Here is a 13,441-nt window from a genome sequence, read left to right as displayed (position 1 = left end):
AACCCCGTTTTTTGAGTGTTCGGCTCGTTATCGGGGTTTTGTTTTATCTAAAATACAACTTATTTGATTGATATGCAAGTGATTATTTACTTCTGAAAGTGCCTATAAAGACGCTTGATTGTCTTGAGTGGTAAAAATATATTCCTTTAAAAAATTTAAAAAACCAAGTAAACTCTAGTGTTTGCTTGGTTTTTATGTGTTGTAAGGATGGTAAAGGTGAATTATGAAAATTATACCTTATTAAATATTACTGTTAAAAATAAAAAGAGCTGTTCCGAATTAATTAAACTTAATTCGGAACAGCTCTTTTTATTCATTTGTGACCGCGAAGGGATTCGAACCCCCAACCCTCAGAGCCGAAATCTGATATTCTATCCAATTGAACTACGCAGCCTTACTCCTATAAAACCCAATAACTATTGGGGAGGAATTTATTTGTTATGTTAAGATAATTTATTTTTTACAATATTTGAAATGGTTTTGCCATCAGCCCGACCAGCAAGTTTTTGGTTTACAATGCCCATAACTTTGCCCATATCTTTCATGCCTTCAGCACCTACTTGTTCTATAGTGGCAACCACTTCTTTTTCAATGTCTTCATCACTTAAGGCTTCTGGTAAAAACTGAGCTATAACTTCAGCTTCAGCCAATTCAGGAGCAGCTAGGTCTTCACGTCCTTGTTCTAAGTATATGGCAGCACTGTCTTTACGCTGTTTTACTTGCTTTTGAAGAATTTTCAGTTCTTGGTCTTCACTCAATTCGACTTTAGCGCCACTTTCCGTTTGAGCCAGTAAAATAGCAGACTTTACTGCTCGTAAAGCTGTTAAGGCCGTTTGGTCTTTAGCTTTCATGGCGTCTTTTAAAGCGGTCATGATATTTTGTGTTAAACTCATGGTATTAATTTGAAATGCGAAGATAGAAAAAAGTTAGAAGCATAGGGTAGCTGTGTTGATAAAAAATTCAATATTTAATTATTGATAAATTGTTTTAACGTTAATGGCAAAAATTTTAAAAAACGAATAGACTTAAATATTATGAATTGGCAATAGTTTTTAAATCTTTAATAGTGTTGTGAGGATTGGTGCTTTTAAAAACAAAACTTCCAGCTACCAATATGTCAGCGCCTGCTTCCGTAAGGGCTTGGGCATTTTTACTGGTTACACCGCCATCAATTTCTATTTGGGTTGTAGCGCCTTTACGTTCTATTAAAGCTTTAAGTTGTTTAATTTTGGTATATGTGTTTTCAATAAAGCTTTGTCCGCCAAAACCAGGGTTTACACTCATGATGCATACTAAATCAATATCATTAATAATGTCTTCAAGTACATGGATGTTGGTGTGTGGGTTTAAAGCAACACCAGCTTTCATGCCTTCAGTTTTTATGGCTTGAAGTGTTCTATGTAAATGCGTACAGGCTTCATAGTGCACCGTTAATATATCACTGCCCAGTTCTGCAAATGTTTTAATGTAGCGATCGGGATCAACAATCATTAAATGCGTATCTATAGTTTTTTTAGCATGCTTCGTAATGGCTTGTAAAACGGGCATTCCAAAAGATATATTAGGAACAAACACACCGTCCATAATATCAATATGAAACCAATCGGCTTCACTTTGGTTTACCATCTCTATATCGCGTTGAAGGTTGGCAAAATCTGCCGCTAAAATTGAGGGGGCTATAAGTTTAGAGCTCATGATATATTTCGTGTTGTGATTTTTTTTGCAAAGATAGAAAAAGAAGTTGTGGGTTTCGTTTTCATCTATAATTAATAATTTAGTGTTGAGTTCATGTAAATGTAAGTTTTTATCTCTTGTTTTGTGTTTTTAACCCTGGATATAGCGTCTTAAATTGAGCTAATATTTGGTACTCCTTTCTACATAATTATTTTTTTTTAAAACACGGCTGACCATTGTTAGGTTTTAATTCATATTAAAAGATATAAATGTAATTTTAATCTGTTTTTTAAAACAAAAACATGTGATAACTATCTGTTTATGTGGTGTTTGTGTTGGTTTTTATTTCAAAATTACGGCCGTATTTAGACTTTAGAATAATGTAAATTTAAAAACATTCTTAATTAGTTGTTAACTTTTTTTATTTAATGGATTTCCGTATTTTTGGCCCTATTATTATGAATTACTAATTTAAACTAACTAAAAAAAATGGATTTAATAATTCAAGGTTTACCGCTCTTTGGGGTTTTGGCACTTATTTTCGTGTTTATTAAAAGTTCTTGGGTAACCAAACAAGAACAGGGTACGGAAAAAATGATTAGAATCGCCAAAAATATTGCCGACGGCGCTATGGCATTTTTAAAAGCAGAATATAAAGTGTTATCGGTTTTTGTAATTGCAGTGGCTGTCCTGCTTTTCTTTAAAGGAAGTTCAGAATTTAATCAATTAGATCCAGAAACAAATATGCCCATATCACATTGGATGGTAGCTATTTCATTTATTGTGGGTGCCATTTGTTCTGCTCTTGCTGGCTTTATCGGTATGAAAGTTGCCACGAAAGCTAATGTTAGAACTACCGAAGCCGCAAAAACTTCGTTAGGTAGAGCCTTAGAAGTTGCTTTCGCTGGTGGCGCCGTAATGGGCTTAGGTGTTGTAGGTTTGGGTATTTTAGGGTTGAGTGGCCTATTTATGGTATATCAAAATTTATGGCCTGGTGCTGAAAATTTAGCGATGGTATTAAATGTACTTTCAGGGTTTTCTTTAGGAGCATCTTCTATTGCGCTATTTGCACGTGTTGGTGGTGGTATTTATACAAAAGCTGCCGATGTAGGTGCCGATTTAGTTGGTAAAGTTGAAGCGGGTATTCCTGAAGACCACCCCTTAAACCCTGCAACTATTGCAGATAATGTGGGTGATAATGTTGGAGACGTTGCGGGTATGGGAGCCGATTTATTCGAATCGTATGTAGGGTCTATTATAGGAACTATGGTGTTAGGAGCTTTTATTTTAACCCCTAACTTTGATGGTTTAGGCGCTGTATATTTACCTTTGGTTCTTGGGGCTGTAGGTATTGTAATGTCTATCTTAGGAACCTTTTTTGTAAAAGTTAAAGATGGGGGGAATCCACAAACCGCATTAAATATTGGGGAGTTTGGTTCTGCAGGTTTAATGGTTGTAGCGTCTTATTTCATAATTACGTCCTTAATTCCAGAGGCTGTGGAAGGCTTGCCTTTTGGAGCGATGGGTGTGTTCTGGGCAACAATTGCTGGTTTGGTCGCTGGTTTGGGTGTTGGTAAAATAACAGAATATTATACGGCTACAGGTAAAAAACCGGTTATGTCTATTGTAAAGCAATCTGAAACAGGAGCAGCTACAAATATCATTGCTGGTTTAGGTGTGGGGATGATGTCTACTATGGTTCCTATTCTTTTAATAGCGGCGGCCATTATCGTATCGCATCATTTTGCAGGTTTATACGGAATCGCTATTGCTGCTGTTGGAATGTTGGCAAACACAGGGATTCAATTAGCAGTTGATGCTTACGGTCCTATCTGTGATAATGCTGGTGGTATTGCTGAAATGGCTGAATTGCCAAAAGAAGTTCGTGAACGTACGGATAAATTAGATGCTGTTGGTAATACTACGGCGGCTGTTGGTAAAGGTTTTGCTATTGCATCTGCTGCATTAACAGCATTAGCCTTGTTTGCGGCTTTTATGAAAACAGCTAATGTTGTTTCTATTGATGTGTCTCAACCACAAATTATGGCTGGGTTATTAGTAGGAGGAATGTTGCCCTTTGTATTTTCGGCCTTGTCTATGAATGCTGTAGGCCGTGCTGCCATGGCCATGATAGAAGAGGTTCGTCGTCAATTTAGGGATATTCCAGAATTAAAAGCGGCATTAGGCGTGATGCGTAAGTATGATTCGGACATGACAAAAGCATCTGCGGAAGACAGAAAAATATTTGATGATGCAGATGGGGTGGCCGATTATAGTAAATGTATCGATATTTCTACAAAAGCGTCTATTAGGGAAATGGTACTGCCGGGCTTATTGGCCATTGTGGTGCCTGTAGCTGTTGGATTTATTGGTGGGGCCGAAATGTTAGGTGGATTGCTGGCAGGAGTAACAACGTGCGGAGTACTTATGGCTATTTTCCAATCGAATGCTGGTGGTGCCTGGGATAATGCTAAAAAAACAATTGAAGAACAGGGTAAGAAGGGAACGGAAGCGCATAAGGCTGCCGTAGTAGGCGATACTGTTGGAGATCCTTTTAAAGATACTTCTGGTCCATCATTAAATATTCTATTAAAATTGATGTCGGTTGTGGCTTTGGTAATTGCACCAAGTATTGCCATGAAAACTGTGGATATTGCAAATTATATCGAGGATAAGGTTACAGAAACAGAAATCGTTTCGACTGTTCAAAATATAGAAGCACAATTTCAAGTTGAAATGGCTTCAGAAGACGTCTATAATGCAAAGGCTATTGTAGCAAAGTCTTCCGTAAAAGATGGTGTCATCATAAATGAAAATTTTGTATTAGAAGGGACTTTGGAAGAGGTAAAGCAAAAAATTTCAGAATTAAAAAAAGAAAAAAATAGCTAACTAACCAAAATAACTAAGCTATATTTAAGGAGACTACATCATGTTTTGATGTAGTTTTTTTTATTTTTATCCCTCATATAAAAAGGCACTATGTTTAAAAAGGATCCGCTACAAATAATGGTATTTCAAACCTACGGGACGTCTACCCATTTTTATGCAAGGGGTAGGGCTATAGAAGACGAAAATATTGATTTGGAGCAAAAGGGCTTTTTTAAACTGCTTTTTAATGCTTGGAAACGTTTTGAAACCGATGAGGTTCGAAATTCAGAACTTGTTGTAAAGATAGGGCCAGATAGGTTTTTGTGCACAAAAACAGATCATAAAGGCTACTTTATTTTAGATGAAACCGTTGCCAATATTAGCGATTATGCCAATGAGGAGGGATGGGTGGTGTTTGAAGTGTCCTATAAACAAAATACACTCAAACATTTAATACAATTGGAAAATCGGTTTCCAGGCGAAATGCTTATCCCTTCAAAAAAAGCTTCTTTTGGTGTTATTAGCGATATAGACGACACTATTTTGCACACTGGTATTGTGTCGCTTTTAAAGTGGCGCGTTGTTATCAATACCCTTTTAACTTCGGCGGGGAAGCGCTTACCGTTAGAAGGGGCGCCAGAGTTTTATCATTTGCTCCATCAAGGGAAATCTGGAAATGAAGCAAACCCTATCTTTTATGTCAGTCATAGTCCATGGAATCTGTACCGGTATTTAGAGTATTTTCTTAAGAAAAACAACTTCCCGAAAGGGCCTATTGTATTAAGGAACTTCCCAAGTCTTTTTAGAAGGCGGCCAAAAGATGAAAAGCCTCAAAAGCAAAAAGAGATTATGAATATTTTAAAGGCTTACCCCGATTTAAAATTCATTTTAATAGGCGATAGTGGCGAACATGATCCCGCTATTTATATGGAAATAGCAGAAGCGTACCCCGAAAGGATTTCTGCCATTTATTTACGTAGTGTAAAACATGCTCTTAAAATGGCGAATACACACAGGCTATATCATGCATACAATAAAGTGCCAGTGCTTTTAGTTGAAAATACCGAAGCAGCTATTAAACATGCTAGAGCGCACGGTTTTGTAGCTCCTAAAACAAACCATTGATTTCTGCATCTATCGTATTGATAACGCTGCCTAAGTCTTCAGGATTATCTACAAAGTTTAAACGGTCTACATCAATAATAAGCAGTTTGCCTTTGTCATAACCATGAACCCAAGCTTCATAGCGTTCATTTAATCTACTTAAGTAATCTATGCTTATTGAATTTTCATATTCGCGTCCACGTTTATGGATTTGCGACACCAGATTGGGTATAGAACTTCTTAAATAAATCAACACATCGGGACCTTGCACCAAAGATTCCATTAAATCAAAAAGCGATCTATAATTTTCGTAATCTCGGTTAGTCATCAAGCCCATAGCATGTAGGTTGGGAGCGAAAATATGAGCATCTTCGTAAATGGTACGGTCTTGAATAATATCTTTTCCGCTTTCCCGTATTTGAAGTACTTGTCGGAACCTACTGTTTAAAAAGTAAACCTGTAAATTGAAGCTCCAACGTTCCATTTGAGTATAAAAATCATCTAAATACGGATTATCCACCACATCTTCCAATTGAGCTTCCCATTGATAATGTTTTGCTAGCAATTTTGTAAGTGTAGTTTTTCCCGAGCCAATATTTCCAGCAATAGCGATATGCATAATCCTAATCGATTTTTAATTGAAAGTGATGTAAAATTTCAGAAGCGTAAATATACAAGGTTTCATTGGTTACAAAAAACGCACTTATTAACAAATTAGGTAGTGCTATGGGGACGATGTTTTTGCTGTCTTTTTTTAAAAAAAATAAAGCATTTTCTTTTTTTAAAACCACATTTTCATTGCTTTCAGAAAGCGATGTAAATCCATTGTTATCTATTTTTGTGATGAGACTTCCAAAATAGTTATAAATAAGCACGTGTTTTTCAGTAAGTAAATAGCAATAATTGTAATTGCTTGTCATGTCTATTATTTGACCTTGAACTGGCAAAGTTGTTACTCGGGTCGCGTTACGCTTATAATCATAAAGCTCTAATTGTTTGGTGTCTTGATTGAGCAACCATAACGTGTTGTCGTGTCCTGTAGAAATAAAAGCCACATTCCTATAAGGCTGTATGGAGTTGAAATCTATTCTAAAAACTTCTGAAAGCCTATTGTCTAATATAACAGCAGTATTGAAGTTTTTGTAAAACACATGAATTTGTAAAGGGTTAAAAGCATTGGCAGAAGATATGTCGCTTAATTGCACATTACTATAAGTTATTGTATTTTTATCTGGACTTTTTTTTGATAAAACAACATCATCAATAGTATATAAAGAACCGAAATTATCGATGTCAGCAATGGTTTTATTTATTAAATCTGTTTTATTTATAAAAATAGCGCTGACGGATTCTTGAGAAGAGACCGAAAGTGCAATTAGAAATATGATGTATTTTAAAACCTTCATTGTATTTCGAAAAGTACAAAAATCAAACCAATTAAAGCTTATAAATAAAAGTATGGCTTTAAAGTTAAGATGATAGGGATTTTAACATGTAACCGTTAAACTAATCATCCGTTTAAAAGTCTAACACAAGCTTAGAATTAAATGAATTACTTATGAATTTAAACGCGATTACTTTTTTTATAGCTTTTTCTCTAATATTTACAAATAGGCTTTTGGCTCAAGATTTTCAAGGCAGGGCTTATTATGAGTCCAAAACAACTGTAGATATGAGTGATTTTGAAGGTAGAGAAATGAGTGAGGAACAGAAACAGCGAATAGCAGGGCATATGAAACGTATGTTTGAGAAAAACTATTTGTTAACATTCAATCGGTCAGAATCTTTGTATAAAGAAGAGGACCATATAGAAGCCCAAAGTGCCAGGTCAGGTCGTTTTAGGGGGATGATGCATGGTATTAATGGAGGGCCTCAATATAAGAACATAAAGGACTTAGCGCTGTTAAAGAACGTTGACCTTTTTGGGAAACAATTTTTGATAAAAGACACGCTGCCAAAATTTGAATGGAAAATGGAGAATGAGTCTAAACAAATTGGTGAATATTTATGCTTTAAAGCGACTACTGTTAAAGAGGCGGAAGTTTCTAATACTAGCCGTTTTAGAGGGGCTAGAGGGAATGATTCCCCTAAGGCAGGAGAAAAAGAAACAGACGAAGAGACAGAGATAAAGCAGGTAATTGTTACTGCTTGGTTTACGCCACAAATCCCTGTTAATCAAGGGCCAGATGATTATTGGGGCTTGCCAGGTCTCATTTTAGAGATAAATGCAGATAAAACAACTATTTTGTGTTCAAAAATTGTTTTGAATCCAGAGGTAAAAGAAGAAATAATGGCACCCTCAAAAGGAAAAAAAGTGACCAGAGCAGAATTTGAAAACATTAGCAAAAAGAAAATTGAGGAGTTGCAGAACATGAACCAGGGCAGGGATGGCGGCGGCAGGTCTAGAAGGTAGGCTGTAGCTCTGTTATTTTAAGTGCTATTTTTATAAATATTTGTGTTAAAAAAACACTTGTTTTAAGGCATATTGGACGCCATTACAGGCTTTAGGCTCTAAGTTGTAAAATCAATTTTAAAATAACTTGTTTTTATTTTTGTATAATTGGTAAACTATAATATATTTGCGATCGGTTTTGGGGAGATACTCAAGCGGCCAACGAGGGCAGACTGTAAATCTGCTGACTACGTCTTCGCAGGTTCGAATCCTGCTCTCCCCACTTTAACTTGAAAAGTCTGCTCTTGCAGACTTTTTTTTTATAAGAAAATGAAATATATAAACACTAATTACTGCGTTTCTTTTCATGTTAGGAATATGCGAAAGAGGCACTTAATACAACACTATATACCATAAAAAAAGCAAGTTTTATTTAGCTTGCTTTTTTGCTTTCATATAAAAATTAACATTAAAAATCAAGATAAGGTGCTTTTATCATGTATAATATTTATATTGAATTTATCCTTAAGATTCCCAAATAATCTGTAGCGTTAAGCATAATTTCACCATCTTTAATAACGGCACTTTTACTAAAATCTGGCCGAATGTTGCTTTGGTCATAAGAAAATAAGATGTTTTTTTTCATTTCGCCCTTATTGTTCACTGTTATTAAAAATAGGGATTTATCAGAATCTCTTGTTAGAAAACCTGCTGTACTTTTTTTTATCTCCTTATCGGAATTAATATGCTCGTTTTTAGTTTTATCTTCGTAGATGATGTAGATTTTATCTTTAAAGCTCGTGCTCATCAAAGAAGGGTTTCTAGCATCCTTTTGATATTTGGGCATTTTCACCAATGACTTTACTTCAAGATTTTTATCCAGATGGATAACGGCTATATCGCAATGAAAATAAACGAAATACCCAGCCCCTCGATGTCCAGAATGGTAAACAGATTTATATTGTTCTGCTACAATGGAAATGGTGCCGTCTTTAAGTTCAAACACGTTTTGAACCTTATAAGGAACGTATTCTGATTCCTTAATAACGTTCTCAGGATATAGATCATTAACACTAATAACTTTGTTTTCCGTTTCTAATAATGTTTTGCAATCGTATTTCATCATAAACAATTCATCTGAAACCAGTTCTCCTTTTTTGCTCTTTAAAAAGCCTTTTATTATGGGAGATAAAAAACCAGTTGACAAAAAGTTATTGTCCTTTGTTAGGGAGAAGAATGCATTTACGGTTTTGCTTTTAAATGCATAAGCAATCTCTTTAACTTCTCCATTATTTGCAAACACAGTGACATTTCCATAGGTATTAGCTTCTGTCTTTTTTTGTTCTTTTTTAGGTTTGGTGATTTCAGAAATCACATAAAGGTTTAAGTAGTTGTCTAGTAAGCAGCTTTTTACATGCATGTTTTTAGAGGCTTTAGTTAAAACAACCGTTTTGTCTTCCAAAATGTTGTGGAGCTGCGCATCAAAAACTTTATAGCGAATTGTATTGGCATGATTTTTATTCTTCCCATATAATTCAGCCCAAACAACTACCTTACTGGAGTCTGGAGTGAATGAAATACCGTCGCGTGATAAATTTTTATAATTTAGTTCATTCAGGACCAAAGTTTCTTCTACAGACTCAAAATTTACATCGGTTTGTGCTGCATAAATATAAATTTTATTTTTTTTCCGTTGGGTTTCGGCTAAAAAGTGAATTATTTTTTTTTCTAAAAAATGGTTTCCTAAGTATTTATATTCCATTTTTCCAAGACCGAAATTAGCGTTCGCTTCTTTTTTAAAATGGGCTTGGCCATCAAAAATTTTGAATACTAGATTTTTATCTTTTGTAATGTTTCGAGTATAATACGTTTCATTATAAGCTCCTGCAATTGCTTCATGCCCATTTGTTTTTATTTTATCAGACCAGTTCAAGCTTACATTTTGGGAAAATGCGCTAGAACAAATACATATCAGCATTAAGTTTAAATAGTTCATGTTTTGTAGGTTTTTGTGCGCAAAAATAACTTATTTTCGCACTTGAAATTTAAATATTTTGAAAAAACCTACTTTACTTTTTGTTTGTCTGCTTTTTAGCGTATTATGTCTAGCGCAAGTGCCCGATGAAACTAATCTTGGGAAGACTAAAATACAAGTCTATAACGCCAATCAGTCTGATAAAGACTATTTAGATAACGCATATCGATGGGCTATTAAATCAGATTTAACATCTGTTATTTCTCAAGAATTCCCCTTGATTTTTGAGTATCGAATAGCTAAAAAATTGAGTTTAGAAGGTTCCGCAGCCATTACTTATGCTTATTTTTCTAATGACAATTTTTTTAATCAGTTGGATAATGAAGACTTGGATAAATCTCCTGAAACTGATAACGCATTCCGAATGGCTGTAAAGTATTATCCTTCAAGACTTACAAATGCTTTGGAAGGATGGTTTGTAGGGGTGCAGGTATTTACAAAAACCACTACGAGAAGCTACGATGATTTAACCGTCAAGATGGGAAAAGAGGTGTTTGATACTAAAACCAAAGAGGGGCTAGCCTTGCAAATAGGCAGTCAAATGTTTCCAATACATAATGGCCTTTATGAAGTGGTGTTAGGTCTTGGTGTGGCCAATATAGAAAGGGATTTTTATGTTAGAAGTTCTGATTTGTTTATAAATTTTGAAAATATTAAAGACAAAAAAATGGCTATTTATTTCCAATTCCATTTAAGATTTGGATTAGGAAATTGAGTGCTAGTGCTAAGCAACACTATTAAGTGTGTTAAATTTTTTAAGTTACAACATTTAACAATGATAAAACATAAAGCAAGCTTAATATAACGCTTGCTTTATGTTTACTGTTTTTTACACAAAAAAGAAAAGTATTTCAAAATCTAGATTAACCTGATAGTAATTGGTGTAATATAGTTTTATTCTGAAAATATTTTTTTCAATAAGAGAAATCCTTTATACCACTACACCACTTGCCTCTCTAAAGCTATAAAGTGTGTTGTTTTTGTGTTGAACAAAGGAAAAATAGTTACTTCGCATTGATAAGACGTTTTGTTTTTTTTGTAATTTGTGATAATAGCCGTAAAAGGTTTTATGTCTTTTAGCCCATTCCTGATTTTTTGTTTAGCATCAGCCGATGATTTTTCTCCTTGTAAAAAGTTGGGTTTTTTATGCAGTGCATAGCTTTTAGAATATCCTGTCATTTCTGTAAAGCCATCGTTTGTCCAGAGAATTGACTGGTTTAAATCTGTGATAATGATAGCTTCAAAAGCTTTATCTTCAAAAATGGTATCCATATTATTGCTCCAATTCAATTTTTTAGCAAGTGCCTTTACTTTAACAATATCTTGTTTTCTTTTTAATTGTTTTAGGGTTTTAAAGTAATTTTGGCTAAAAACATCCCAACATAATAAGGGCATTATTTTGGTGTCTTCGTGTATTATGTCATGTTTAATAGCTTTGTATTCTTCTGTATTTAAAGAAGAAAGATAAAGATCCAAACACATCATATTGGAAAGGTTTTTTTTCATGGTTTCTTTAAGATTTAGGGAGCATGTATTAGCTATTTTTAATTTAATAGGTGTTCTTTAATGTTTTTTGTTTTTAAACCCGTTGGCTCCTGAACATGATAGAACCTTAAGTCGTGTTCCTGTTGTCTAGCAGAACTAAAGTTGGAAACACGTTTTAAATAACCAATCACTCTGGTGCCATAATCCACATTTTTAGAGTCGCATTTACTGCATTTTTGAAGTGTTTTTTTATCAATATTTTCACATGCGTTACAGATAGTGATTTTGATGTTAAAACAAAAATAATTACAACCGGCCCGAGCCGTAGCGTTCATTAATTTTAAAAAACCTTCTTTATTTGGGGCTTCTTCTAAGTTTAAATGAAGTGCCGAACCACCATCTAAATATTTGATAATTTCGTCGCCATGCAGAACAATCTTATCTAAGGTATTAATAGAGGTATCTTCAACAGGGTAGAAATAAGAGTTATAGCAATCACGTGGCACAAATAAGCCATCTTCTCTATCCCATTTGGCGTTTTTAACACCTAAATTTTCGGCAGGAACAAACTCTGTATTGAATAAATAACCAAATTCTTTTTTAGCCTCTTTGTTGGCTTCGAAAATGATCTTTAGGTTGCTGGAAACAAATGCCTTGTACGTTGCGTTGTTTCCAACTTTTATACCCAAACTCTCGGCAGCCTCAACCATGCCATTTATTCCAATAGTTAAAAACTGTTTGTCTAAAGCAATAAAACCGGCATCGTAAACGGGCAGCATGCCTGCATCTTTGTATTCTTCAATTAACTTTCTGTAAACGACTTGGTACTTTTGGATCTTATTTATTTCTGTTTTTAAATCATGCCCCTTTTGTATCAAACGGTTCATGTTTAATGTAATAACATTAATAGAGCCAGTGGAAACCCCTCCTGCGCCGAGTGAATAGCTAAACGTGTTATCGCTAATTTCATTTCTCAATCTACAACATGAAGCTAAACTATCGGCGCTTTCAGATTGGTAGATAAAAAAGGAGTTACCCTCACTTAATTCGGTAGCACACATATCTGCAAATTTAATATCTACGGGTTTGCCGTCTTTAACCAGCATGGCTGCTGTTACTACGGGGAATGTGAGCACAGCTTTTTCACGTTCTGCATTAAACCATGTCATGAAAAAATGTTGTAACTTATTTAAGCTGTTTATTTTTGGTTTACTCATATCAGGAAAAACAAACGAACCAAACAAACTGTCAAAATATGCTTCATCATATAAAGAAATGTTCCAAAAAACCGATTGATATCCTCGCGCAGCAGCAGGTTGGTTAATGGCGTACACCACATGTTGTAGGTGGTTCTCTATCGTTTTGTTATGGGTGTTAAGATAATCGTCACCATAGTCTTTTCGAGCAAAAAAATCAAAGTAAAGTAAGAATTCCACTGTGGCCAAAGCTCCAGCAAATTGAGAGCTCACTGCAAAAACGAGGTTTACAAACTCCCCACAAAAACTTTCTAGATGTTGTGGTGCTTTGCTTTCGCCCCCTAGCTTTGTTAGGCCATCAAATAAAAACGGATACATGCTAATAGAGGTGCAATAAGGTTTTAATGAAGTTTCATCATGAATGTAAATTTCATGAGCTTCTATTTGTCTTACATATTCATTGGCTAAGGCGTTGCCAAACATTTGCGCTATTTTGTTTTTAACCAACTGCCTGTTTACTTGAATGTTGATGTCTTTATTAAGCTCTGCCTCCATAGTGGCAATGTTTTTTGAAGACACATTGGCATTAGCATCCATTTTAGAGCCATCGGCGGCATTTTTGGCATTGATGTAATTGCTGATAAAGTCGATTTTTTTGTTTACCTGTTCTTGTGTTAGTCTTAGCAT

General features: G+C 34.8%; 11 protein-coding genes and 2 tRNA genes. 5 read left to right on the top strand and 8 right to left on the bottom strand.

What is annotated here, in order from left to right; genetic code table 11:
• Positions 1–320: 320 nt before the first annotated feature.
• The 3 genes from ACFFU9_RS09355 to rpe form a co-directional block, all read right to left on the bottom strand.
• Positions 321–394: transfer RNA gene (locus ACFFU9_RS09355), tRNA-Arg, on the bottom strand.
• A gap of 49 nt (positions 395–443) precedes the next feature.
• A complete protein-coding gene (locus ACFFU9_RS09350) occupies positions 444–893 on the bottom strand; it encodes a GatB/YqeY domain-containing protein (protein WP_379861160.1) in 450 nt (149 codons plus the stop codon).
• Positions 894–1,032: 139 nt separating this feature from the next.
• Positions 1,033–1,695, bottom strand: coding sequence for a ribulose-phosphate 3-epimerase (gene rpe, locus ACFFU9_RS09345; protein ID WP_379861159.1), 663 nt, complete (start codon positions 1,693–1,695; stop codon positions 1,033–1,035).
• A gap of 468 nt (positions 1,696–2,163) precedes the next feature.
• Between rpe and ACFFU9_RS09340 the strand changes: the two genes are divergently transcribed.
• Positions 2,164–4,563 (top strand): sodium-translocating pyrophosphatase, encoded by a 2,400-nt coding sequence (locus tag ACFFU9_RS09340; RefSeq protein WP_379861158.1) that lies wholly within the window; start codon positions 2,164–2,166, stop codon positions 4,561–4,563.
• Between the two features lie 90 nt (positions 4,564–4,653).
• The gene (locus tag ACFFU9_RS09335) at positions 4,654–5,667 is read left to right on the top strand and encodes an App1 family protein phosphatidate phosphatase (protein WP_379861157.1); all 1,014 of its coding nucleotides are present in this window, start codon (positions 4,654–4,656) and stop codon (positions 5,665–5,667) included.
• On the opposite strand, the gene ACFFU9_RS09330 is transcribed toward ACFFU9_RS09335, so the two are convergent.
• Complete coding sequence (locus tag ACFFU9_RS09330; RefSeq protein ID WP_379861156.1) at positions 5,651–6,265, bottom strand: deoxynucleoside kinase; 615 nt, start codon at positions 6,263–6,265, stop codon at positions 5,651–5,653. The two genes, ACFFU9_RS09335 and ACFFU9_RS09330, sit on opposite strands and share 17 nt — an antisense overlap.
• 4 nt (positions 6,266–6,269) lie before the next feature.
• Positions 6,270–7,052 (bottom strand): hypothetical protein, encoded by a 783-nt coding sequence (locus ACFFU9_RS09325; RefSeq protein ID WP_379861155.1) that lies wholly within the window; start codon positions 7,050–7,052, stop codon positions 6,270–6,272.
• Positions 7,053–7,204: 152 nt separating this feature from the next.
• Here ACFFU9_RS09325 and ACFFU9_RS09320 point away from each other — a divergent pair, with 152 nt between their 5' ends.
• Together ACFFU9_RS09320 and ACFFU9_RS09315 are read left to right on the top strand one after the other, a co-directional pair.
• On the top strand, positions 7,205–8,059 hold the full coding sequence (locus ACFFU9_RS09320; RefSeq protein WP_379861153.1) for a GLPGLI family protein: 855 nt from the start codon (positions 7,205–7,207) through the stop codon (positions 8,057–8,059).
• A 180-nt stretch (positions 8,060–8,239) separates the two neighbouring features.
• Positions 8,240–8,321: transfer RNA gene (locus ACFFU9_RS09315), tRNA-Tyr, on the top strand.
• 225 nt (positions 8,322–8,546) lie between these two features.
• Here the strand turns inward: ACFFU9_RS09315 and ACFFU9_RS09310 are convergent.
• Positions 8,547–10,034 (bottom strand): hypothetical protein, encoded by a 1,488-nt coding sequence (locus ACFFU9_RS09310; protein WP_379861152.1) that lies wholly within the window; start codon positions 10,032–10,034, stop codon positions 8,547–8,549.
• A 58-nt stretch (positions 10,035–10,092) separates the two neighbouring features.
• On the opposite strand from ACFFU9_RS09310, the gene ACFFU9_RS09305 reads away from it, so the two are divergent.
• Complete coding sequence (locus tag ACFFU9_RS09305) at positions 10,093–10,788, top strand: hypothetical protein (RefSeq protein ID WP_379861150.1); 696 nt, start codon at positions 10,093–10,095, stop codon at positions 10,786–10,788.
• Positions 10,789–11,012: 224 nt separating this feature from the next.
• Here ACFFU9_RS09305 and ACFFU9_RS09300 read toward each other — a convergent pair whose 3' ends face one another.
• Together ACFFU9_RS09300 and nrdD are read right to left on the bottom strand one after the other, a co-directional pair.
• Complete coding sequence (locus ACFFU9_RS09300; RefSeq protein ID WP_379861149.1) at positions 11,013–11,579, bottom strand: PAS domain-containing protein; 567 nt, start codon at positions 11,577–11,579, stop codon at positions 11,013–11,015.
• A 38-nt stretch (positions 11,580–11,617) separates the two neighbouring features.
• The gene (nrdD, locus tag ACFFU9_RS09295) at positions 11,618–13,441 is read right to left on the bottom strand and encodes an anaerobic ribonucleoside-triphosphate reductase (protein ID WP_379861148.1); all 1,824 of its coding nucleotides are present in this window, start codon (positions 13,439–13,441) and stop codon (positions 11,618–11,620) included.

Source organism: Mariniflexile ostreae (assembly GCF_042427585.1).
Lineage (GTDB): Bacteria > Bacteroidota > Bacteroidia > Flavobacteriales > Flavobacteriaceae > Pseudalgibacter > Pseudalgibacter ostreae.
Note: the sequence above shows the minus strand (reverse complement) of the source record. Positions and strands in the feature narration are given on the sequence as shown.